General features: G+C 71.9%; 17 protein-coding genes, 1 tRNA gene and 1 pseudogene. 7 read left to right on the top strand and 12 right to left on the bottom strand.

The features are described from left to right. Positions 1 to 4: 4 nt before the first annotated feature. The 3 genes from CCZ36_RS12835 to CCZ36_RS12825 all read right to left on the bottom strand — a co-directional run bounded on the left by CCZ36_RS12835 (position 5) and on the right by CCZ36_RS12825 (position 2,389). Positions 5 to 607, bottom strand: a complete 603-nt coding sequence (locus tag CCZ36_RS12835) for a Uma2 family endonuclease (RefSeq protein WP_069739216.1) — start codon at positions 605 to 607, stop codon at positions 5 to 7. A gap of 112 nt (positions 608 to 719) precedes the next feature. Continuing rightward, positions 720 to 1,409, bottom strand: coding sequence for a TetR/AcrR family transcriptional regulator (locus tag CCZ36_RS12830; protein WP_069739217.1), 690 nt, complete (start codon positions 1,407 to 1,409; stop codon positions 720 to 722). Continuing rightward, a complete protein-coding gene (locus CCZ36_RS12825) occupies positions 1,406 to 2,389 on the bottom strand; it encodes an acyl-CoA desaturase (protein WP_069739218.1) in 984 nt (327 codons plus the stop codon). The genes CCZ36_RS12830 and CCZ36_RS12825 overlap by 4 nt, the downstream gene beginning before the upstream one ends. A 398-nt stretch (positions 2,390 to 2,787) precedes the next feature. On the opposite strand from CCZ36_RS12825, the gene ppc reads away from it, so the two are divergent. After that, positions 2,788 to 5,517: a phosphoenolpyruvate carboxylase gene (ppc, locus tag CCZ36_RS12820; protein WP_128817683.1), complete on the top strand. Its 2,730-nt coding sequence runs from the start codon at positions 2,788 to 2,790 to the stop codon at positions 5,515 to 5,517. A gap of 39 nt (positions 5,518 to 5,556) precedes the next feature. Here ppc and CCZ36_RS12815 read toward each other — a convergent pair whose 3' ends face one another. The 6 genes from CCZ36_RS12815 to CCZ36_RS12790 all read right to left on the bottom strand — a co-directional run bounded on the left by CCZ36_RS12815 (position 5,557) and on the right by CCZ36_RS12790 (position 10,435). Next, positions 5,557 to 6,027 carry a hypothetical protein gene (locus CCZ36_RS12815; protein ID WP_128817682.1) on the bottom strand — a complete coding sequence of 157 codons (471 nt, stop codon included), beginning with the start codon at positions 6,025 to 6,027 and terminating at the stop codon, positions 5,557 to 5,559. Between the two features lie 122 nt (positions 6,028 to 6,149). Beyond that, positions 6,150 to 6,743, bottom strand: coding sequence for an aminoacyl-tRNA hydrolase (gene pth, locus CCZ36_RS12810; protein ID WP_010059751.1), 594 nt, complete (start codon positions 6,741 to 6,743; stop codon positions 6,150 to 6,152). A gap of 146 nt (positions 6,744 to 6,889) precedes the next feature. Beyond that, positions 6,890 to 7,480 carry a 50S ribosomal protein L25/general stress protein Ctc gene (locus CCZ36_RS12805; protein ID WP_069739221.1) on the bottom strand — a complete coding sequence of 197 codons (591 nt, stop codon included), beginning with the start codon at positions 7,478 to 7,480 and terminating at the stop codon, positions 6,890 to 6,892. A gap of 226 nt (positions 7,481 to 7,706) precedes the next feature. Continuing rightward, the gene (locus tag CCZ36_RS12800) at positions 7,707 to 8,684 is read right to left on the bottom strand and encodes a ribose-phosphate diphosphokinase (RefSeq protein WP_069739222.1); all 978 of its coding nucleotides are present in this window, start codon (positions 8,682 to 8,684) and stop codon (positions 7,707 to 7,709) included. A 120-nt stretch (positions 8,685 to 8,804) separates the two neighbouring features. After that, the gene (gene glmU / locus CCZ36_RS12795; protein ID WP_079134352.1) at positions 8,805 to 10,253 is read right to left on the bottom strand and encodes a bifunctional UDP-N-acetylglucosamine diphosphorylase/glucosamine-1-phosphate N-acetyltransferase GlmU; all 1,449 of its coding nucleotides are present in this window, start codon (positions 10,251 to 10,253) and stop codon (positions 8,805 to 8,807) included. A gap of 109 nt (positions 10,254 to 10,362) precedes the next feature. Further along, positions 10,363 to 10,435, bottom strand: a tRNA-Gln gene (locus CCZ36_RS12790). A 211-nt stretch (positions 10,436 to 10,646) separates the two neighbouring features. Between CCZ36_RS12790 and CCZ36_RS12785 the strand changes: the two are divergent. Next, positions 10,647 to 11,968: pseudogene (locus CCZ36_RS12785) on the top strand (sensor histidine kinase). An 83-nt stretch (positions 11,969 to 12,051) separates the two neighbouring features. On the opposite strand, the gene CCZ36_RS12780 reads toward CCZ36_RS12785, so the two are convergent. After that, positions 12,052 to 12,555, bottom strand: a complete 504-nt coding sequence (locus CCZ36_RS12780) for an SUKH-3 domain-containing protein (RefSeq protein ID WP_069739225.1) — start codon at positions 12,553 to 12,555, stop codon at positions 12,052 to 12,054. Between the two features lie 10 nt (positions 12,556 to 12,565). Beyond that, positions 12,566 to 13,090, bottom strand: a complete 525-nt coding sequence (locus tag CCZ36_RS12775; RefSeq protein WP_069739226.1) for a YwqJ-related putative deaminase — start codon at positions 13,088 to 13,090, stop codon at positions 12,566 to 12,568. Positions 13,091 to 13,325: 235 nt separating this feature from the next. Between CCZ36_RS12775 and CCZ36_RS12770 the strand changes: the two genes are divergently transcribed. The 4 genes from CCZ36_RS12770 (at position 13,326) to CCZ36_RS12755 (ending at position 19,164) form a co-directional block, all read left to right on the top strand. Next, the gene (locus CCZ36_RS12770; RefSeq protein WP_006125157.1) at positions 13,326 to 14,303 is read left to right on the top strand and encodes an SMI1/KNR4 family protein; all 978 of its coding nucleotides are present in this window, start codon (positions 13,326 to 13,328) and stop codon (positions 14,301 to 14,303) included. A gap of 5 nt (positions 14,304 to 14,308) precedes the next feature. Further along, positions 14,309 to 16,840, top strand: a complete 2,532-nt coding sequence (locus CCZ36_RS12765) for an SUKH-4 family immunity protein (protein ID WP_443069807.1) — start codon at positions 14,309 to 14,311, stop codon at positions 16,838 to 16,840. 233 nt (positions 16,841 to 17,073) lie between these two features. After that, positions 17,074 to 18,012, top strand: coding sequence for a cellulose-binding protein (locus CCZ36_RS12760; protein ID WP_128817680.1), 939 nt, complete (start codon positions 17,074 to 17,076; stop codon positions 18,010 to 18,012). A gap of 168 nt (positions 18,013 to 18,180) precedes the next feature. Beyond that, on the top strand, positions 18,181 to 19,164 hold the full coding sequence (locus tag CCZ36_RS12755) for an aldo/keto reductase (protein WP_128817679.1): 984 nt from the start codon (positions 18,181 to 18,183) through the stop codon (positions 19,162 to 19,164). 52 nt (positions 19,165 to 19,216) lie between these two features. Here the strand turns inward: CCZ36_RS12755 and pdxR are convergent, their stop codons facing one another. After that, positions 19,217 to 20,674 carry a MocR-like pyridoxine biosynthesis transcription factor PdxR gene (pdxR, locus tag CCZ36_RS12750; RefSeq protein ID WP_164873500.1) on the bottom strand — a complete coding sequence of 486 codons (1,458 nt, stop codon included), beginning with the start codon at positions 20,672 to 20,674 and terminating at the stop codon, positions 19,217 to 19,219. Positions 20,675 to 20,879: 205 nt separating this feature from the next. Here pdxR and CCZ36_RS12745 point away from each other — a divergent pair, with 205 nt between their 5' ends. Further along, positions 20,880 to 22,031, top strand: coding sequence for a cytochrome P450 (locus tag CCZ36_RS12745; RefSeq protein WP_069740659.1), 1,152 nt, complete (start codon positions 20,880 to 20,882; stop codon positions 22,029 to 22,031). Positions 22,032 to 22,140 lie beyond the last annotated feature (109 nt).

The raw sequence follows: 22,140 nt of genomic DNA, 5'->3' as shown, positions 1-22,140 counted from the left end.
CGCTCTACAGCGCTGCGAGCGCCTCCGCCGAGATGTCGATGTCCACCGGGAACGGCACGCCCGTCTTCAGCCGGTCGTGATGGATCCCGGTCAGCGCGTACGCCTTCGTCACCGGGTCCAGCTCATAGACCCGCACGACGGGGTGCTGGTCGGTGCCGGTCATCTCGACCAGCCAGAAGTGCGGGATGCCGGCGGTCGCGTACTTGTGCGGCTTGGCCTCACGGTCGCGGGCCTCGGAGTCGGGGGAGACGACCTCGACGGCAAGGAGGACGTCGGCGGCTTGGAAATGCGTTTGCTCCAGGCCCGTAGTGGCTGAGGCCTTGACGATAGACACATCGGGTTCCGGACCGTTGCGCCGATCCAGAACGACCGTCATCTCACGTTCCACCTTCAGATCCGCCGGAGCGGTGCTGCGCAGGCCATTCACCAACAGGTCGATCGTCTTTTGGTGAAAGCGTCGCTGCGGACTCACGAAAACCAGGCTCCCGTCGATCAGCTCGGTGTGCGGCGGGAGATCGGGCAGCGTGAACAGATCGTCCACGGTGTATCCGTCCTGCGGGGGCACCGGCCAGCGGGAGCTGTGCGCGGTGGTCGGCTCGGCGGTCATGGTTCCTCCCATGGACGAATCCTCTGCCCTCCCGACCACACTACGGCGGGAAATCCGCACGCGTCATCACAACGGGTGACGACGTGCGGAAGGGTTACGTGATCAGCCGTGATCAGCTCTTCCGGTGCCCTATCAGCCGCGGCTTCGACTCCAGGTTCTCCAGCCCGTGCCAGCACAGGTTCACCAGGTGGGCGGCGACCTCCGCCTTCTTGGGCTTGCGGACGTCCAGCCACCACTGGCCCGTCAGCGCCACCATGCCCACCAGCGCCTGCGCGTACAGCGGGGCCAGCTTCGGGTCGAAGCCGCGGGCCTTGAACTCCAGGCCGAGGATGTCCTCCACCTGCGTGGCGATATCGCTGATCAGCGACGCGAACGTGCCCGTCGACTGGGCCACCGGCGAATCCCGCACCAGGATCCGGAAACCGTCCGTGTACGACTCGATGTAGTCCAGCAGCGCGAACGCGGCCTGCTCCAGCAGCTCGCGCGGATGGCCCGCCGTGAGCGCCCCCGTCACCATGTCCAGCAGCTGCCGCATCTCGCGGTCGACCACCACCGCGTACAGGCCCTCCTTGCCGCCGAAGTGCTCGTACACCACCGGCTTGGACACCCCGGCGCGCGCCGCGATCTCCTCCACCGACGTGCCCTCGAAGCCCTTGTCGGCGAACAGGGCGCGCCCGATGTCCAGCAGCTGCTCGCGGCGCTCCTTGCCCGTCATCCGGACCCGCCGGGCCCTGCGGGAGGGGGAGGAGGTCCTGCTCTTGTCGCTGCTCGTGCTGGGGTCGGTCGCCACGTCGTCAATCATGCCGCGTCGGCCGGGGCGGACGTGCGCCGGGAGTCGATACGCGCGGCATCCGGCCAGCGCACGTCATAGGCCCAGCCCAGCTTCTCGAACCAGCGGATCAGCCGGGCGCTGGAGTCGATCTGCCCCCGCATCACCCCGTGCCGGGCGCTCGTCGGGTCCGCGTGGTGCAGGTTGTGCCAGGACTCGCCGCACGACAGCACCGCCAGCCACCACACGTTCCCCGACCGGTCACGCGACTTGAACGGCCGCTTGCCCACCGCGTGGCAGATCGAGTTGATCGACCAGGTCACGTGGTGCAGCAGCGCGACCCGTACCAGCGAACCCCAGAAGAACGCCGTCGCCGCGCCCCACCACGACATCGTCACCAGACCGCCCACCAGCGGCGGGATCGCCAGCGAGACGATCGTGAAGGTCAGGAAGTGGCGCGAGACCGTCCGGATCGCCGGGTCCTTGATCAGATCGGGGGCGTACTTCTGCTGCGGCGTCTGCTCCTCGTCGAACATCCACGCGATGTGCGCCCACCACAGCCCCTTCATCAGGGCCGGCAGGCTCTCGCCGAACCGCCACGGCGAATGCGGGTCGCCCTCCGCGTCCGAGAAGCGGTGGTGCTTGCGGTGATCGGCCACCCACCGCACCAGGGGGCCCTCCACCGCCAGTGAACCCATCACGGCCAGCGCGATCCGCAACGGCCGCTTCGCCTTGAACGAACCGTGCGTGAAGTACCGGTGGAAGCCGATCGTGATCCCGTGACAGCCGATGTAGTACATCGCCACCAGCAGACCGATGTCGAGCCAGCTCACCCCCCACCCCCACGCCAGTGGCACCGCCGCGACCAGCGCCAGGAACGGCACCACGATGAACGCCAGCAGCGCGAACTGCTCGATCGACCGCTTGTTGTCACCGCCCAGCGTGGCGGAGGGCGGCGGCGTCGCTGCCCCGGGCGGCTCGGTCTCGTCGATCGCAGGAGGAGTGCTCTGCATAGGGGGATACCTCTGAGGGTGAGGGAGAAGGCTCGGACGGCCGTGGCTACGGTTCCGTAACCTACGGCTTGGTAAGTATGGCAGTGACGGGCCCCACAACACGAGAGGCCGCTCCAGCCCGTCCCACGCGGTAACCCGCCCGCCCTCCGGGGTAGGGGGTAACCGCCCGGGCGTCCCGGGCGGCAGCCGCGACGCCTCGGGCCAACGGACACGCCGCCTGCGACGACACCTATCCTGGGAGGGTCGGACAGCGCGGTCCGCACCCGCTCGTCGGGGCGTGGCGACAGCACCGCTGCCAGCCGCAGGGCCCCGGCCCCCGCCACCCGCTCCCACCGCCACCCAGGTGGGGGACGGCGAAGCGAACGCACCTCCTCATTCACTGCAAGGAGCCGCACACTGTGAGCAGTGCCGACCAGACCCCTGCCGCCAGCCCCGCGCTGCGCGCCGACATCCGCCGCCTCGGCGATCTCCTCGGCGAGACCCTCGTACGCCAGGAGGGCCAGGAACTCCTCGACCTCGTCGAACGAGTACGCGCCCTGACCCGCACCGACGGCGAGGCCGCCGCCGAACTGCTCGGCGACACGGACCTGGAGACCGCCGCCCAGCTCGTGCGCGCCTTCTCCACCTACTTCCACCTCGCCAACGTCACCGAGCAGGTCCACCGCGCCCACGAGATGCGTGACCGCCGCTCGGCCGAGGGCGGCCTCCTGGCCCGCACCGCCGACCGCCTCAAGGACGCCGACCCCGAGCACCTGCGCGAGACGGTCAAGAACCTCAACGTCCGGCCCGTCTTCACCGCCCACCCCACCGAGGCCGCCCGCCGCTCCGTCCTCAACAAGCTGCGCCGCATCGCCGAGCTGCTGGAGACCCCGGTCATCGAGGCCGACCGCCGCCGCCTCGACCTCCGCCTCGCCGAGAACATCGACCTCATCTGGCAGACCGACGAACTCCGCGTCGTCCGCCCGGAGCCCGCCGACGAGGCCCGCAACGCCATCTACTACCTGGACGAGCTGCACGCGGGCGCGGTGGGCGACGTCCTGGAGGACCTCGCCGCCGAGCTGGACCGCGTCGGCGTCGAACTCCCCGCCGGGACCCGCCCCCTCACCTTCGGCACCTGGATCGGCGGCGACCGCGACGGCAACCCCAACGTGACGCCCGCCGTCACCTGGGACGTCCTGATCCTCCAGCACGAGCACGGCATCACCGACGCCCTGGAGATGATCGACTACCTCCGCGGCCTCCTCTCCAACTCCATCCGCTACGCCGGAGCCACCGAGGAACTCCTCACCTCCCTCCAGGCCGACCTGGAGCGCCTCCCCGGGATCAGCCCCCGCTACAAGCGGCTGAACGCCGAGGAGCCCTACCGCCTCAAGGCCACCTGCATCCGGCAGAAGCTCGTCAACACCCGCGAGCGCCTCGCCGAGGGCACCCCCCACCGCCCCGGCTGCGACTACCTCGGCACCGCCGAGCTCATCGCTGACCTGGAGCTGATCCAGACCTCCCTGCGCGAGCACCGCGGCGGCCTCTTCGCCGACGGCCGGATGGACCGCACCATCCGCACGCTGGCCGCCTTCGGCCTCCAGCTCGCCACCATGGACGTACGCGAGCACGCCGACGCCCACCACCACGCCCTCGGCCAGCTCTTCGACCGGCTCGGCGAGGAGTCCTGGCGCTACGCCGACATGCCGCGCGACTACCGGCAGAAGCTGCTGGCCAAGGAGCTGCGCTCCCGCCGGCCGCTGGCCCCCACCCCCGCCCCGCTCGACGCGGCCGGGGAGAAGACCCTCGGCGTCTTCCACACCATCAAGCAGGCCTTCGAACGCTTCGGCCCCGAAGTCATCGAGTCCTACATCATCTCCATGTGCCAGGGCGCCGACGACGTCTTCGCCGCGGCCGTCCTCGCCCGCGAGGCCGGGCTCATCGACCTCCACGCCGGCTGGGCCAAGATCGGCATCGTCCCGCTCCTGGAGACCACCGACGAGCTCAAGGCCGCCGACCACATCCTCGACGAGATGCTGGCCGACCCCTCCTACCGGCGTCTCGTCTCCCTGCGCGGCGACGTCCAGGAGGTCATGCTCGGCTACAGCGACTCCTCCAAGTTCGGCGGGATCACCACCTCCCAGTGGGAGATCCACCGCGCCCAGCGCCGGCTGCGTGACGTCGCCCACCGCTACGGCGTACGGCTGCGCCTCTTCCACGGCCGCGGCGGCACCGTCGGCCGCGGCGGCGGCCCCTCGCACGACGCGATCCTCGCCCAGCCGTGGGGGACGCTGGAGGGCGAGATCAAGGTGACCGAGCAGGGCGAGGTCATCTCCGACAAGTACCTCATCCCCGCGCTCGCCCGCGAGAACCTGGAACTGACCGTCGCGGCCACCCTCCAGGCCTCCGCCCTGCACACCGCGCCCCGCCAGTCCGACGAGGCCCTCGCCCGCTGGGACGCGGCCATGGACACCGTCTCCGACGCGGCCCACAGCGCCTACCGCAAGCTCGTCGAGGACCCGGACCTGCCCGCGTACTTCCTCGCCTCCACCCCGGTGGACCAGCTCGCCGACCTGCACCTGGGCTCGCGGCCCTCCCGCCGCCCCGGCTCGGGCGTCTCGCTCGACGGCCTGCGGGCCATCCCGTGGGTCTTCGGCTGGACGCAGTCGCGGCAGATCGTGCCCGGCTGGTTCGGCGTCGGCTCGGGCCTCAAGGCCCTGCGCGAAGCCGGTCTCGACACCGTCCTGGACGAGATGCACGAGCACTGGCACTTCTTCCGCAACTTCATCTCCAACGTCGAGATGACGCTCGCCAAGACCGACCTGCGCATTGCCCGCCACTACGTAGACACGCTCGTGCCCGACGAGCTGAAGCACGTCTTCGACGGCATCGAGGCCGAACACGCCCTCACCGTGCAGGAGGTCCTGCGGATCACCGGCGGCGAGAAGCTGCTCGACACCAACCCGGTGCTCCAGCAGACCTTCTCCATCCGCGACGCCTACCTGGACCCGATCTCCTACCTCCAGGTCTCCCTGCTCGCCCGCCAGCGCCAGGCCGCGATGCGCGGTGAGGAGCCCGACCCGCTGCTCTCCCGCGCCCTGCTGCTCACCGTCAACGGCGTCGCGGCGGGTCTGCGCAACACCGGCTGACCGTACGCCCGGTACGCACGCTCGAACGGGGCGGTCCTGCTACAGCGCGACGAACGTCGCCACCAGCAGGGCCGCCCCCGTCGTTCCCACGCCCCACGCCGTCCGCGCCATCCGCAGACCGCCGCCGATCACGAACCCGGCCAGCAGCAGCGCCCCGGCGAGCGGCACCCAGGCATGGAGAAAGCCCGGCAACCCCGTGCGGACCACCGCGTCGGAGCCGGGCTTCACCACCACGGGGAAACGATCCCCCTCGCGCGCCGCGACGGACCGGTCCAGGGTCACCCGCGCGCGTTCCCGCGACACCGCGTCCGGTGTGAACGACCCGGTGCACTTCTCCTCGCCGCACCCCGTCACCGTCACGGTCCCGTGGTCACGGCCCTTGGCCAGAACGATGTGGTGCGCGGTGTCCCACGACGACCACGCACCCGCGACCAGCAGCACCAGGACGACCAGTCCCATGGCCGTCCGCCGCCCCGCTGCCGCCGCGCGGTGGGAAGAGCTCCGCTTCATGGGGGCAGATCCTTGGCCAGACCCGCACCGCCGGTCAACCTATGGCCGGAAAACGTCCCAGGAGCATCAGGAATGTCAGGAGTTGTGCGCGGCGGGGGAGTGTGACCAACCGGGCACGGCCCTCAGGAGTTGTACGCGCTCTGCGCCCGCTCAAGACCCTCCGCGAGCAGACACTCCACCGCGTCCGCCGACCGGTCCACCAGGAACTCCAGCTCCTTGCGCTCCGTCGACGAGAAGTCCTTCAGCACGAAGTCCGCGACCTGCATCCGCCCCGGCGGCCGCCCGATCCCGAACCGCACCCGGTGATAGTCCGGCCCCATCGCCTTCGTCATCGACTTCAGCCCGTTGTGCCCGTTGTCCCCGCCGCCCAGCTTCAGCCGCAGCGACCCGTAGTCGACGTCCAGTTCGTCATGGACCGCCACGACATGGTCCGTCGGCACCTTGTAGAAGTCCCGCAGCGCCGTCACCGGACCGCCCGACAGGTTCATGTACGACATCGGCTTCACCAGCACCACCCGTCGGCTCGCCGGACCCGGCGGACCGATCCGCCCTTCCACGACCTGCGCCTGTGCCTTCTGCGCCCGCTTGAACTTCCCGCCGATCCGGGTCGCCAGCAGATCGGCGACCATGAACCCGACGTTGTGACGGTTCGCCGCGTAGTCGGGACCCGGGTTGCCCAGGCCCACGATGAGCCAGGGGTCGGTGGCGTCGGACATCAGCGCTCGGTCTCCTCACATACGGCTTGCGGCACAGGACATACGGCTTACTGCACAGGCAAACGGGGCGGCGGCTCCCGGAAGGGAACCACCACCCCGTCAGTCAAGCAGGTGGAACAGAAGCGGTGCGGGGGGGAGCGCGAGGCTCAGGCCTCGGCGGTCTCGCCCTCGGCGGCCTCGCCGGCGGCCGGCTCCTCGGCCTGTGCGGCGACGACCTGGATCACGATGGCGTCCTCGTCACCGGCGAGCACGGAGCCCTTCGGCAGCGGGATGTCCTTGGCGACGATCGAGTCACCGGCGTCCAGGCCCGCGACGGAGACCGTGACGGACTCGGGGATGTGGGTGGCCTCGGCCTCGACCAGCAGGGTGTTCTGGACGAACTCCAGCAGGTTGGCGCCCGGCGCCAGGTCGCCCTCGACGTGCACCGCGATCTCGACCTCGACCTTCTCGCCGCGCTTCACGGTCAGCAGGTCGACGTGCTCGATGGTGCCCTTGAGGGGGTGACGCTGCACGGCCTTCGGGATGACCAGCGCGTCCTTGCCGTCGATCTCCAGACCGATCAGCACGTTGGCCGTACGCAGGGCGAGCAGCAGGTCGTGGCCCGGCAGCGTGACGTGGACGGGCTCGGCGCCGTGGCCGTAGACGACACCGGGAACACGGTCGGCGCGGCGGACACGGCGGGCGGCGCCCTTGCCGAACTCGGTACGGACCTCGGTGGCGAGCTTGATCTCGGCCATGGTGCACTCCTCGTCAGGTAGGGAGAGCCGTCGGGGGTGACGGATCTCGAACGGTCACCCGGCCCACGACAGGCCTGCTACGAAGAGCGCGTCGATAACGGACCGCCGTACACACGGGTACGGCCTCCCTCGCCGAGCAACTCGCTGAGTCTACCCGGCGGGGAGGCCGCACCCCAAAGTGGATCAACAGGGACCGCCAGTGGATCGGCGGGAACCGCTCAGGCGGTCAGCCCTGCTCCTCGAAGAGGCTCGTCACCGAACCGTCCTCGAACACCTCACGCACCGCGCGCGCGATCGTCGGCGCGATCGAGAGCACCGTGATCTTGTCCAGCTCCAGCTCGCCCGGCGTCGGCAGCGTGTCCGTGAACACGAACTCGCTCACCTTCGAGTTCTTCAGGCGGTCGGCCGCCGGACCCGACAGCACACCGTGCGTCGCCGTCACGATGACGTCCTCCGCACCGTGCGCGAACAGGGCGTCCGCGGCGGCGCAGATCGTGCCACCGGTGTCGATCATGTCGTCGACGAGCACACAGACCCGGCCCTCGACGTTACCGACGACCTCGTGGACGGAGACCTGGTTGGGCACGTCCTTGTCGCGGCGCTTGTGCACGATCGCCAGCGGGGCGTCCAGCCGGTCGCACCAGCGGTCGGCTACCCGCACGCGGCCCGCGTCCGGGGAGACGATCGTCAGCTTGGTGCGGTCGACCTTGGCGCCCACGTAGTCCGCCAGGATCGGCAGCGCGAACAGGTGGTCCACCGGGCCGTCGAAGAAGCCCTGGATCTGGTCCGTGTGCAGATCGACGGTGAGGATCCGGTCCGCACCCGCCGTCTTCATCAGGTCCGCCACCAGGCGGGCCGAGATCGGCTCGCGGCCCTTGTGCTTCTTGTCCTGGCGGGCGTACCCGTAGAACGGCACGATCACCGTGATGGAGCGGGCCGACGCGCGCTTCAGCGCGTCCAGCATGATCAGCTGCTCCATGATCCACTTGTTGATCGGAGCCGTGTGGCTCTGGATCAGGAAGCAGTCCGCGCCACGTGCCGACTCCTGGAACCGCACATAGATCTCACCGTTGGCGAAATCGAAAGCCTTCGTCGGTACGAGACCGACTCCCAGCTGATGGGCGACCTCCTCGGCAAGCTCGGGGTGGGCGCGGCCGGAGAAGAGCATCAGTTTCTTCTCGCCGGTCGTCTTGATCCCGGTCACAGCACAGTCTCCTCAGACGTGTATCTGGCGCTGCACGCATAGGTCCCGATGTGCAACGAGCCAGCCGAAATGGGGTGAGCATCTATCACGGTACGCCGTCACCGGCGTACCTGTTTCCGGTCAGCTTTGCCCGTCGGGCTCCTGCGGCGACGCCTGAGCGGCCTGCGCGGCTGCGCTGCCCGGACGCTTCCGGGCCACCCAACCCTCGATATTCCGCTGCTGGCCCCGTGCCACGGCCAGCGAACCGGACGGCACGTCCTTCGTGATGACCGACCCGGCGGCGGTGTAGACGCCGTCCCCGACCGTGACCGGTGCCACAAACATATTGTCCGCACCGGTACGGCAGTGAGAACCGATCGTCGTGTGGTGCTTGGCCACACCGTCGTAGTTCACGAACACGCTCGCCGCACCGATGTTGGTGTGGTCGCCGATGGTCGCGTCGCCCACGTAGCTCAGGTGCGGGACCTTGGTCCCCTCGCCGACCGTGGTGTTCTTCAGCTCGACATACGTACCGGCCTTGGACTTGGCCCCCATCCGCGTCCCCGGCCGCAGATACGCGTACGGACCCACCGACGCCCCCGGCCCGATCTCGGCCGAGTCCGTCACGGTGTTGTCGACCCGGGCGCCCGGGTGGACGACGGTGTCCTTGAGCCGCGAGTTGGGCCCGACCTCGGAGTCCTCCCCGAGGTGCGTGGAGCCGAGCAGCTGCGTCCCCGGGTGCACGATCGCGTCCCGCTCGTACGTCACGGTCGCGTCGATCAGTGTGGTCGCCGGGTCCACGACGGTCACGCCGGCGAGCATGGCCCGCTCCAGCAGCCGCTCGTTCAGCAGCCGGCGGGCCTGGGCCAGCTGGAGCCGGTTGTTGATGCCGAGGATCTCGCGGTGGTCGCCTGCCACGGAAGCCCCGACGCGGTGCCCGGCCTCGCGGAGGATGGACAGCACGTCGGTGAGGTACTCCTCGCCCTGGCTGTTGTCGGTGCGCACCTTGCCCAGCGCGTCGCCCAGCAGCCGTCCGTCGAACGCGAACACCCCGGAGTTGATCTCGGAGATCGCCCGCTGCTCCTCGGTGGCGTCCTTGTGCTCGACGATCTCGGTGACCGCGCCGGTGGCGGGGTCCCGCACGATCCGCCCGTAGCCGGTGGAGTCCGGGACCTCGGCGGTCAGGACGGTCACCGCGTTGGCGTCGGCGGCGTGGGTGGCGGCGAGTGCGCCGAGCGTCTCGCCGGAGAGCAGCGGGGTGTCGCCGCACAGGACGATCACGGTTCCGTCGACGGTCCCGCCGAGCTCTTCGAGCCCCATGCGGACGGCGTGCCCGGTGCCGTTCTGCTCGGCCTGGAAGGCGGTGCGCACGGGGGCTTCACCGGCGTTCAGGTGTGCGGTGACCTGTTCGCCGGCGTGGCCGACGACCACGACGAGGTGCTGGGGGGCCAGCTCACGGGCGGCGGCGACGACATGTCCGACGAGCGAGCGCCCGGAGATCTCGTGCAGAACCTTGGGGGTCTTCGACTTCATGCGGGTGCCCTCACCCGCTGCGAGGACGACGACGGCTGCCGGGCTGGTTGCGCTCACGGATGTGCCCTTCGGCTTCGGGTGGTGGTCATCCGCAGGATACCGGGGGTGTTTCGGCGGGAAACGGGGGCGGGCCCCGACCGGTGTGGTCGGGGCCCGCGTGTCGAAGCTCCCCCATCAGGATTCGAACCTGAACAGACGGTACCAAAAACCGCAGTGCTGCCTGATTACACCATGGGGGATCAATTCCGAGTGAACCGGACATTGCATCGGCTCACCGGATCGGCACCCAACACTATGCCGTACCAAGCCCCTTCTGTGCGACGACGGGAACGACGGAGAGGGGGCGGTGCTCGTCGAGGTCGGACGGCGTCCGGCGCTCCTGCCCGAACGCAAAACGTCCTGTTGCCGGTCACCCGGAATTGAGATGCGTCCGCCCGTAGGCTGGATGCCATGACCGCAACGGGGGCAGACCGGGAGGCGGCGGGATCGACCACCCGCGGCTACTGGTGGTGGGAGCGGCGACGGAGTGTCGCCCTGGACGTGGGTCTGGCGCTGGTATCGGCGCTGGAGTGTGGCCTGGAGGGGGTGGAGTTCGCCCGGAACACCGGGATCCCGGTGCCGGTGGGCGTCGTGTTCGGGCTTCTCGCGGGTTCGGTGCTGCTGGTGCGCCGGCGGTGGCCGATCGTCGTGGTGCTGCTGACGATCGCGATGACGCCCGCCGAGATGGGCTTCCTGATGGCGCTGGTCGGCCTGTACACCCTGGCCGCGTCCGAGGTGCCGCGCCGGATCACCGTCGTGCTGGCGAGCATGGCGCTGGTGGGCACGTTCATCATCACGTACGTACGGCTGCGGCAGAGCGTGGCCGAGCAGACCGACTTCGGTCCGGGGGACTGGTACGTCCCCCTGATGTCCGTCTTCATGGCGGTGGGCCTCACGGCCCCGTCCGTGCTCCTCGGCCTCTACATAGGGGCCAGACGCCGTCTGATGGAGAGCCTGCGCGAGCGGGCCGATTCGCTGGAGCGGGAGCTGTCGCTGCTCGCGGACCGGGCCGAGGAGCGGGCCGAGTGGGCGCGTACGGAGGAGCGGACCCGGATCGCCCGCGAGATGCACGACGTGGTGGCGCACCGGGTGAGTCTGATGGTGGTGCACGCCGCCGCCCTCCAGGCCGTCGCCCCGAAGGACCCGGCGAAGGCCGTGCGCAACGCGGCGCTGGTCGGGGACATGGGCCGGCAGGCGCTGACGGAGCTGCGCGAGATGCTCGGGGTGCTGCGGACGGGGGAGGCGCTGACCGCGCCGGCCGCGGCGGGCCGGGTTCCCCTGGCGTCGGTACGGCAGGCGGCCGCGGCGGCGGCCGCCCCCGCCGCGACGGAGGACGGGCCCCGGCTGCACGAGCTGGAGGCGCTGGTGGCGCAGTCGCGGCAGGCGGGGATGGTGGTGGAGCTGACGGTCCACGGCGAGCTGCGGCCGTACCCGCCGGAGGTGGAGCAGACGGCGTTCCGGGTGGTGCAGGAGGCGTTGACGAACGTCCACAAGCACGCGGCGGGCGCGAAGACGTGGGTACGGCTCGCGCATCGGGAGGCCGAGGTCGCGATGCAGGTCGAGAACGGTCCGTCGGACGCGGCGGCGGCGGACGCGGGGTTGCCGAGCGGGGGAACGGGTTGGTGGGGATGCGGGAGCGGGTGCTGGGGCTGGGCGGCGTGTTCGTCTCGGGCCCCACGGACGCGGGGGGCTTCCGTGTCTCGGCGGTACTCCCGGTGGGGCCCACCGCTTAGGCCCGTGGCGCCTGGCCTTTTCAGCCCGTCCGGTGCGCGGAGGGCGGCCCACCTCTGCCTGCGGGGCGCGTGAGGAAGTGGGCTCAGGCCGACGTCAGGCGCGGCGGCTGCGTGCCCGTCACCAGCGTGGCCAGCGCCTCGTCGATGTCCTGGCCCAGGAACCAGTCCCCGGTGTGATCGATGCTGTAGACCCGCCCCTCCGTATCGATCGCCAGCACCGCCTGCTCCTCCCCCTCCGCCCCCAGCGGGCTGACCTCCGTCTCCAGGGCCCGGCCGAGGTCCCCGAGCGTACGGGCCAGGTGCAGGCCGCTCAGGGGGTCGATCCGTACCGCCGTGGGCGCGATGTGGCGGCCCGGCGCGGCCGCGGTGATGCGGAGGCCGCCGAACTCCGCCCACGCCTCGACCGCGGCCGGGAACACGGCGTGCCGGTGGCCGGCCGGGGAGGCATGGGAGCGCAGGGCGTCGGCCCACTCCTCCGCCTGGCGGATGTCCCAGCGCCCGGGCTGCCAGCCCGCCTCACGCAGGGCGGCGTCGACGGCGACGGGGAAGCGGGTGGTGGTGGAGGTGTGCTGCTGGCGGTCGTGCATCGGTGGGCGGTCAGCCCTTCTCGGCGGTGGTCGCGGCGCCGGTGGAGGTCAGGTCGACGGGGCGTACGCCGAAGTGGGACAGGAGTGCGGAACAGGACCGGCAGGGCGGTGCGTAGCTGCCGTGCAGCGGGTCGCCGTCCTCGCGGATGCGTCGCGCGGTGATCCGCGCGTGCTTGAGCGCGCGCCGCGCCTCCCCGTTGGTCAGGGGTTTTCGCTGGGCCCGCTTGGAGCGCCCGGTCTCGGCGGCGGTGAGCTGGCGGGAGAGCAGTATCGCCTCGGGGCAGCGGCCGGTGAAGCGTTCGCGCTGGCCGCTGGTGAGGGCGTCGAGGAAGTCCTGGACGAGCGGGTGCAGCACCGGCGGCTGGTCCCCCTTGCCCGCAGTGCAGGTCAGCGTCTCGCCGCGGACGGACAGCGCGGCGGCCACGGCGGGGAGGATCCCGTCGCGGCGGTGGAGCAGTCGGGGCGTACGGCTGGTCCCGGTACTGCTCCAGCTGAGGCGCGGATCCCCTGATGTGACGGTTTGTGCTGAATGCATCGTGTTGACGTCCCTCCCTGCAATCCCCCGAGTTGCGGGGACAGCCTGCCAAATGTGCCGGGTGGTGGGGAAGCTGGGGCAGGGAAACGTGTCTGCGTGTCGCCCGCGGGTGCGAGACCGTCGCCTCACCGTCACACGGATGTGACCGTTCGTGACGGAACCGGCGGGACGGGATCCCCTGCTGCCCCACGGCTTAGGCTGTGCGGAACACCGGACGCAGCAGGGGGCATCAGCCATGACGACAGGTCGGCTCGGGCAGCAAGCCGCGCCACCGAACGCCGCCTATGCCGGGCAGGTCGTGAATTTCCCGGATCCGGTCCGGGCGTCCCGGCACCCCGGTGGGGTGCGGATGGACGGGAGCGGCCACCCGGTTCTCTCGCCGTACGCGCGCGCCGCGGCGGAGATCGCCGATCCGCCTCCGGGCTTCGGTATCGACGAGCTGCGCCTGACCGACTACGTGTCGGCGAACGCGGCGATGGCGGCGAGCGGCCATGACCTGTGGGACACGATTCCCGCGGTGGCGACCCCGCACGGCTGGACGTGGCACCACGTGCCCGGCGGCCGGCGGATGGAGCTGGTGCCGGTCGAGGTGAAGGCGCTGCTGCGTCATCACGCCGGCCTCGCGGGTACGGACGTGGACCAGCACCGGCGTGGCACGCGCCCGTTGCAGGAGACCCGTCCGGCGCACTTCCGGCTGCCCAAGGGCGCCGGCGCGGTGACCGAACAGCAGGTCCAGGGGGTCGAGGAGGACCTCGGCTACCGGCTGCCCGGCGCGTACCGCTCGTTCCTCAAGGCGGCGGGAGGTTCCGCCCCGGTGGGCGCGGCGCTGGACGCGGAACTGGGGCTGCTGGTGGACCAGCCGTTCTTCACGGTGCGTGACGAAGCCGCGATGAACGACCTCGTGTACGTGAACAAGTGTCTGCGGGATCACTTCACCAAGGACTTCCTGGGCGTCGCGTTCGTCCAGGGCGGGATTCTCGCCGTGAAGGTGCGCGGCCAGGATGTCGGCTCGGTGTGGTTCTGCCCGTACGACGACGCCCGGGATCAGGACGGCTGGAGTGTCCAGGAGCGTGTGGAGCGGCTGTTGCTGCCCTGCGGTACGGACTTCGACGCCTTCCTGGAGCGGCTGGCGGGCAATCCGCCGGAGCTGGAGACCGTGGCGAACCTGATGGTGGACGGTGGCTTCGCGCGCGCCGTCCCGGTGGAGGGGTGAGCGCGGTGGTGACTTTCGCGCAGGCGCAGGAGCGGGCGGACGAGTGGGTCAACGGCGACGTGCCCGCGTACCAGCACCGTGAGGTGCGCGTCCGTGAGTTCGAGCTGGGTTTCGTGGTCTGGGCCGAGGACCGGCCGGAGGGCCCCGTCTCGGACGGGGGCCGTCAGCGGCTGGTGATCGCCCGGGACAGCGGTGAGGCGACGCTGTGGCCGGGGCTGCCGGTGGGCGAGGTCATCCGGCGGTACGAGGAGGAGTACGGGGCTCCGGCGGGTGCGACGGCCGCTGCTCCGGAGCCGCCGCAGCGGGTGGATCTGAACCAGACGTCGTTCCTGCTGACGCCGCCGGAGTGGCTCCAGGAGGCGGCGGACAAGCTGGGGATCCCGGACCATCGTGCGGAGCGCCGGGAGGCGGAGGCGGCGGAGGCCGCTGAGCCGTCCCCGTCGTCGGCGTCGTCCGCGTCCCCGTCAGAGCCGCAGGACTCGCCCGGGGCCCCGTCCCCGGTCCCGCCTCCGGCCGCGGCGGCGTCGGACCGGCCCTCCGGTCCCGCCTCCGCCGACGCGACGCCGCCGCCCCCCTCCCCTTCTTCCGGGGGCTCCGGCGCGTCGTGGCCCGCCGCCGGCGGTGGCGCGGCCTACGAGCCGACGGCTTCCGACGGTGTGCCCGCCGGGGCGACCCCGTGGGCCGGTACGGACACCAACTCCGACTCCGACGACGCGGCGGTCCCGCTGCCCGCGACGGTGTTCGCACCGCCGCTGTCGGGGACGGACGACGAGGAGACCCCGCCGCCGGTCGTCCCGGCGGAGGCGCCCACCGCGCTGATGTCCGGGGGCAGCCAGCTGCCGCGTACGCAGGTGGCGCCGGCGCTCCGACCGGAGCAGGGCGCCCCGGACGAGGCCGGTGACATCGCCGACGCGGCCACCAGCAAGGCCGTGGTGCCGCCGCGCGGGGCGCGTGGGGGCGGTCCGTCGACCCCGCCGCCGCCCGGCGCCCCGGGCGTTCCCGGGATGCCGCCCGGAGCGACGCCGCCGCCTTCGGGTCCGGGTGCGCCCGGAGCTCCCGCGGGCGGGTACGTCCCGACGCAGCTGGTCTCCCAGCTCGGCCCGCCCGGTGCCACCCCGCCCGGCCCGCCGCCGGGTTCCACTCCGCCGCCCGGTCCACCCGGCCCGCCCGGCCCGCCCCCGCCCCCCGGCTCCACGCCGCCCCCGGGTGGCGGGGTGCACCACGCCGCGACGATGCTCGCCGACGGGAGCAGCATCGGTGCGGGCGTCCCGGGCGCGCCCAGGCCGCCGGGCCCGCCCGGTGCCCCGGGTGCCCCGCAGCCTCCCGGTCCCCCCGGTCCGCCGCCGGGTTCCACGCCGCCTCCGGGCAGCGGGGTGCACCAGGCCGAGACGATGTTCGCGGCTCCGGGCCAGGTCGGCCCGCCCGGTCCGCCCGGAGCCCCGGGCGGTTCACCGGCCGGCCCTCCCGGTTCCGTACCGCAGCCGCCCGGTCCGCCCGGACCGCCGCCCGGCGGGCACACCCCGCCGCCTCCGGCGTACGGCTATCCGCAACAGCCCACCGGTCAGCCGACCGTGGGCCCCGGCTACCAGGCCGTGCTGCGGTTCCGGGCCCCGGACGGCAGCGAGCAGCAGCTGATCCGCCGCTCGGCGCCGGGCACCCCGCACCCCGAGTGGCAGATGCTGCACGAGCTGCGGGCGATGAACGTGCCGCCGCAGCAGGTCATCGAGCTCCACACGGAGCTGGAGTCCTGCGAGCTGCCGGGCGGGTACTGCGCGCGGATGATCCGGGAGACCTGGCCGCAGGTCCGGATCACCAGCGTCGCCCCGTACGGCACCGATCACGCCAGCCGGCAGCAGGGCATGCAGCATCTGCTGACGCACCAGGGCGAGCTGCACCAGGTCGCGGACGGCCCGGCGCGGCCCGCGCCGGTGCGGGCGCCGCTGCCGCAGACGCCGCCCGCGCCCGCGCTGCCGCCGGAGGCGATCGCCGAGGAGCTGGCGCAGGCGTTCGGTCCGCAGGGCATCCTCCGGTTCGACCAGCGTGCGGTGTCCCGTCAGGGGGTGCCGGAAGTGGTCGCGCGCACCCTGGTGTGGGCGGGGCTGCCCGCCGATTTCGGGCCGTTCTTCTGGGCGCAGCCGGGGCAGCCGGTGGTGCCGACCCTGGCCGAGCTGGCCGCCCAGCGGCAGGTGCAGCCCGCGTCGGACGCGGGGTCGTACCTGGTGATGGGTACGGACTTCGGCCGGGCGGTCTGTGTGCAGTACGGCACGGCGAACATCGTGGCCGTCCCGGTGGAGGCGGGGCCCGGCGGGCAGCCGGTACCGCCCCAGTTCGTGAACACCGGGCTGCCCGAGTTCGTGCGGTCGATGGCGCTGCTGGGCCGGATGTGGCGGCTGCGGTACGGGCTGAACCCGGAGCAGGCGGGCCGTTGGACCGTCGACTTCCAGGCACAGCTGGTGGCCCTGGACCCGGCGGCGCTGGCGTCGCCGGAGAGCTGGTGGTCGGTGCTGCTGGAGCAGATGTGGGACGGCTTGATCTGATCTGACCCGGTCTGCCGGCCCGATCCGGCGGCCCGGCACCCTGGTCCGGCCGAGGCGCCCGAACCCTTCCCGGGTTCGGGCGCCTCGCTGTGTGCCGGTTCGCCCGGATCTGTGATGCCGGTCGCTTCCGGCCTGAATGCGGCTGATCGATTCCGACTTCCGGCACCAATTGCCGCATCCTTGACGTATCGCGGTGGGTCGGTGGACCGGTGGGTCGGAGAGAGGTTTCAGGGATGCGTGCTGGACCGGTGTCCGCGTTCGACGTCGTCGGTGTCCGGGGGAAGGGCTACCGCCCGGAGCAGGTGGACCGTGTGGTGGCCACCCTGACGGCCGAGCGGGACGGAGCGCTCGCCGAGGTCGCGCGGCTGACCGGCCGGGTGGAGGAGCTTCTCGCCGAGGCGGCCCGGCTGGCGGAGACCGTCGCGGCGCTGCCCGTGCAGGACTACGCGGAGCTGGGGGAGCGGGCGCAGCGGATCCTGGCCCTGGCCGAGGAGGAGGCCCGGGCGCTGGAGGCGGAGGCCGTGGCGGCGGGCCAGGCGCTGCGGGACGAGGCGGAGACGGCGGGCCGGGCCGCAGCCGATGCGGCGCGCGAGGCGGCCGACGCGGTGCGCGAGGCGGCGGTCCGGGCGGCGGAGGAGCGGGTCGCCGAGGCGGTCCGGGAGGCGGAAGCGCTGCTGGCGGCGGCCCGGCAGGACGCCGAGGAGGTGCGGGCGGCCGCCGCGTCGGTGATGGCGGCGACCCGTGACCGTACGGCGAGTGTGCTGGCCCACCAGGAGCAGGAGCACGCGGAGCGCCGCAAGGCGGCCGAGGCCGAACTGGCCGCCGAGGAAGCCGCGCTGGAGGCCCGGCACGCAGAGCTGACCGAGCGTGCCCAGGCGCTGCTCGCGGAGGCGGGCCGGCATCTCGCCGCCACGCAGGAGGCCGCCCGGCACGGCCAGGAGGACGCGGAGGCGCGGGCGGCGGAGCTGCTGGCCGAGGCCCGGGTCCGGGAGGAGCGGGTGGTCCGGGAGACGGAGCGGATCCTGCGGGAGCACGAGGAGGGCCGCGAGGAGGTCCAGGCGCACATGGCGCACGTACGCAGCTCGCTGGCGGCGCTGACGGGGCGCGTGACGTCGACGGAGAACGAGCACGACAACGAGCACGAGCACGAGCAGGAGAACGAGAGGGCCTGAGCACCCGAGTCTCCGAAGCCGGGCGTCGGCGCGGGCACGGCGAAGCGGTCCGGTTTTCCGTCGTGGAATTGGCCCGGGATACCGAACCGTTCGCGGCCTACGGTGGTGATCGTTCCTCCCGGAGAACGTCCAGGAGGGCACGACAGCCCACTTGTTGAGGAGTTCCGCATGCTGCGACGTCGTATCGGAGGGCCCACCGGTCCCCAGGCCGGCGCTCTGGCCCTGGGCACGCTGCCGTTCGGCACCACGGTGGACGAGAAAACGTCCTTCGCCATCCTGGACCGGTATGTCGAGGCGGGCGGCAACCTGCTCGACACCGCCAACGCCTACGCGTTCTGGGTTCCCGGCGGTACCGGGGACGAGAGCGAGGCGACCATCGGCCGCTGGCTCGCCGACCGGGGTGTACGCGACCAGGTGCTGATCTCCACCAAGGCCGGGGCGCGGCCGACCGTCCCCGGCACCGGTCTGGAGACGGCCGAGGGACTGTCGGGGGCGGTCGTCACCAAGGCCGCGGAGGACAGCCTGCGCCGCCTGGGCACGGACCACCTCGATGTGTACTGGTCCCATCTGGAGGACCGGACCGTCCCGTTGGAGGAGACGATCGAGGCCCTCGACTCCCTGGTCAAGGACGGCAAGGCGACCGTCCTGGGCTGCTCGAACCACGCCACCTGGCGGACGGAGCGGGCCCGCTCCGTGGCCCGCGCCGGCGGGATGACGCCCTACACCTGCGTCCAGCAGCGCTACTCCTACCTTCAGCCGCGCTTCGACCTGAGCCTGCCGGAGAGCGCGCACGTGCACGTCACGCCCGAGCTGCTCGACTATCTGCGGGCCGAGTCCGACCTGACGCTGATGGCCTACTCGGCGCTGATCTCGGGCGCGTACACCCGGGCGGACAAGCCGCTGCCAAAGGCGTACGACCACCCGGGCAGCGCGCGGCGGCTCGCGGTGCTCGGCGAGGTGGCCGACGAGTTGGGCGCGACGCCGAACCAGGTGGTGCTGGCCTGGCTGATGGCCGGTGACCCGCCGGTCATCCCGATCGTCGGTGTCAGCTCGGTCGAGCAGCTGGACGAGATCCTGGGGGCGGCGGAGCTGCGGCTTCCGGAGGAGCTGAAGGCACGCCTGGACGCGGCGGATCCCGGTCAGGCCGGCTGACCTCCGTACGCGGCGGAGCCAGGCCAGGCCGGCAGACTCCCGTACGCGGCGATCAGTCGTCCCGTACGCGACGGCTGATCGGGCCGCCCCGCACGCGCTCTACGGCGGCGGCCAGCAGCCGGACGGCTTCCGGCACCGCCTGGTCGGTGAGGTTCCCGTAGCCGACGACGAGGGTCGAGCCCGAGGCGTCCGGCCCGGGGTCCTTCGGCACCATCCGGTAGTCGTCGAGGCTCGCCAGGCGTACGTCGTCACCGGCCGCCTCCTTCACCACGGCGCCCGCCGGGCAGTCGCGCAGGGGGAGCAGCAGATGGAATCCGGCGGCCGCCCCGCCGACGGCCGTGCCGGGCAGATGTGTCGCGAGTTCGCGCAGGAGCCGGTCGCGGCGGCGCTTGTAGCGCAGCCGGGACGCGCGCAGATGCCGGTCGTAGGCACCGGAGGTGACGAAGCGGGAGAAGGCGTCCTGATCGATGACGGGGGGGGCGCCTCCGGTGTCCCGGGCGACGAGGGCCTCGGTCCAGCGGCCGGGAGCGGCGACCCAGCCCAGCCGTACGGCGGGGGAGAGCGTCTTGCTCAGCGAGCCGAGCAGGGCGACATGGTCCGGCGCCATGCCCTGGAGGGCCCCCACGGGGTGGCGGTCGTAGCGGAACTCGGCGTCGTAGTCGTCCTCCATGATCAGGCCGTCCACCTCCCGGGCCCAGTCGGCCAGTTCCGCGCGGCGGGCGGGCGCGAGGACGACGCCGGTGGGGAACTGGTGCGCCGGGGCCACGATCACCGCCCGTACGGCCGCCGCCCGGCGCAACAGGTCGACCCGCAGCCCCTGTTCGTCCACCGCGACCGGCACCGGTGTCAGGCCCGCAGCGGCCACGGTCAGGCGCAGCTGGGCCCAGCCGGGGTCCTCGATCGCGACCCGGGTGTGCCCGGCGGCCCGCAGGGTCCGGCACAGCCGCAGAACGCCGTCCAACGTGCCTGCGCAGACGACGAGTTGTTCCGGCTCGACGCGGGCGCCGCGCCCGCGCGCCAGGTAGGAGGCGAGCTGCCGGCGCAGTCGCGGCAGCCCCGCCGCGTCGGGGTAGCCCAGCTCGTCCCAGGTCAGTTCGGTGGTGGCGGCGCGGACCATGTCGGCCCAGCGTTTGCGCGGGAACGCGCGGAGGTCGGGGATTCCCGGCAGCAGGTCGAACCGGGGCGTCCAGCGCGACGGGCCCGCACCCGGGTCCCGGGGTGCGGTGATGCCCGCGTGCGCCCGCACCCGGGTGGCCGAGCCGCTGCGGGCCTCGAAGTAGCCCTCGGCCACGAGTTGGGCGTACGCCTCGGTCACCACCCAGCGGGAGCACCGCAGATCCGCCGCGAGGACGCGGCTCGGGGGCAGGGTGCTGCCCACGGCGAGTCGCCCGCTGGTGACGGCGGCCCGCAGCGCCCGGGCCAGCCGCGTGTGCAGGGGCCCTTCGGCGGGATCCGCCGGCTCCAGGAAGGTCCCCCAGGCGGGCCCGGTCCGCTCACGGTCATGCGTCACAGCCGGAGATGCTAGCGGCCGGGATGCCGTACCGCCTCGGGGAGTTCGCGACCCGTGGCTCTTGCATATACCCGTCGGTGCGAGCTGAATAAGTCATGCACCTCGCAGTTCCCGTTCTGCTTGCAAGGGAGTGGTCATGACCGTCCGAGCACCGGACATTCTGTCGCCAGAGTTCGAGAGAGACCCGTACGAGGCGTATCGCCGGATGCGGCATGACACGCCGCTCCTGTGGCACGAGGCCACCAAGAGTTACATCGTCTCGCGTTATGAGGACGTCGAGCGCGTCTTCAAGGACAAGGCCGGTGAGTTCACCACCGAGAACTACGACTGGCAGATCGAGCCCGTGCACGGGCGGACTATTCTCCAGCTCAGCGGGCGCGAGCACGCCGTACGCCGGGCCCTCGTCGCGCCCGCCTTCCGGGGCGCCGACCTGCGGGACAAGTTCTTACCGGTCATCGAGCGCAATTCACGCGAATTGATCGACCGGTTCCGCGGGTCCGGTTCCGTCGACCTGGTCGCCGACTACGCCACTCGATTTCCCGTGAACGTCATTGCGGACATGCTCGGTCTGGACAAGTCCGACTATGAGCGTTTTCACGGCTGGTATACGGCCGTCATAGCCTTTCTCGGCAATCTCTCCGGCGACCAGGAGGTGGCGCGCGCCGGTGAACGTACGCGCGTCGAGTTCGCCGAGTACATGCTGCCGATCATCCGCGAACGGAGGGAAGCGCCGGGCGACGATCTGCTGTCGACGCTGTGCACCGCGGAGGTCGACGGAGTCCGGATGAGCGACGAGGACGTCAAGGCGTTCTGCAGTCTGCTGCTCGCGGCCGGCGGGGAGACCACGGACAAGGCCATCGCCGGTATCTTCGCCAACCTGCTCACGCACCCGGACCAGTTGGCGGCGGTCCGCGCCGACCGGAGCCTGATAGCCCGCGCCTTCGCCGAGACGCTGCGCTACACCCCGCCGGTGCACATGATCATGCGCCAGTCGGCGGTGGACGTGGAGCTGAGCGGTGGCACCGTACCGGCGGGCTGCACGGTGACCTGTCTGATCGGCTCCGCCAACCGTGACGAGGACCGCTATCGCGACCCCGACGTCTTCGACATCTTCCGCGAGGACCTGAGCGCCACGAACGCGTTCTCGGCGGCGGCCGACCATCTTGCCTTCGCGCTCGGCCGGCACTTCTGCGTGGGTGCTCTGCTCGCCAGGTCCGAAGTCGAGACCGGCGTGGGCCAGTTGTTGGACGCCATGCCCGATCTGCGGCTGGCCGACGGCTTCGACCCGGTCGAGAACGGGGTGTTCACCCGGGGGCCGAAGAGCCTGCCGGTCCGTTTCACACCGGTGTCCGGCTGACGGAACGCCGTCGTCGGCGAGCGGCAGGGGCCGGTGCCGGGGCGAGCGGCAGAGGGCGGGGAACCGCCCCCTGCCGCTCGCCCCGGCCTGCTCTCCTGCGCCACCTCGA

The sequence above is a fragment of the Streptomyces sp. S063 genome, from assembly GCF_002832675.1.
In the GTDB taxonomy this organism is placed as follows: domain Bacteria; phylum Actinomycetota; class Actinomycetes; order Streptomycetales; family Streptomycetaceae; genus Streptomyces; species Streptomyces sindenensis.
Note: the sequence above shows the minus strand (reverse complement) of the source record. Positions and strands in the feature narration are given on the sequence as shown.

Bases quoted from the DNA above. Each gene is read 5' to 3' on its own strand.
- CCZ36_RS12835 (WP_069739216.1), bottom strand. From the start codon at position 607: ATGACCGCCGAGCCGACCACCGCGCACAGCTCCCGCTGGCCGGTGCCC.
- CCZ36_RS12830 (WP_069739217.1), bottom strand. From the start codon at position 1,409: ATGATTGACGACGTGGCGACCGACCCCAGCACGAGCAGCGACAAGAGC.
- CCZ36_RS12825 (WP_069739218.1), bottom strand. From the start codon at position 2,389: ATGCAGAGCACTCCTCCTGCGATCGACGAGACCGAGCCGCCCGGGGCA.
- CCZ36_RS12815 (WP_128817682.1), bottom strand. From the start codon at position 6,027: ATGAAGCGGAGCTCTTCCCACCGCGCGGCGGCAGCGGGGCGGCGGACG.
- pth (WP_010059751.1), bottom strand. From the start codon at position 6,743: ATGTCCGACGCCACCGACCCCTGGCTCATCGTGGGCCTGGGCAACCCG.
- CCZ36_RS12805 (WP_069739221.1), bottom strand. From the start codon at position 7,480: ATGGCCGAGATCAAGCTCGCCACCGAGGTCCGTACCGAGTTCGGCAAG.
- CCZ36_RS12780 (WP_069739225.1), bottom strand. From the start codon at position 12,555: ATGCACGACCGCCAGCAGCACACCTCCACCACCACCCGCTTCCCCGTC.
- CCZ36_RS12775 (WP_069739226.1), bottom strand. From the start codon at position 13,090: ATGCATTCAGCACAAACCGTCACATCAGGGGATCCGCGCCTCAGCTGG.
- CCZ36_RS12770 (WP_006125157.1), top strand. From the start codon at position 13,326: ATGACGACAGGTCGGCTCGGGCAGCAAGCCGCGCCACCGAACGCCGCC.
- CCZ36_RS12760 (WP_128817680.1), top strand. From the start codon at position 17,074: ATGCGTGCTGGACCGGTGTCCGCGTTCGACGTCGTCGGTGTCCGGGGG.
- CCZ36_RS12755 (WP_128817679.1), top strand. From the start codon at position 18,181: ATGCTGCGACGTCGTATCGGAGGGCCCACCGGTCCCCAGGCCGGCGCT.
- CCZ36_RS12745 (WP_069740659.1), top strand. From the start codon at position 20,880: ATGCGGCATGACACGCCGCTCCTGTGGCACGAGGCCACCAAGAGTTAC.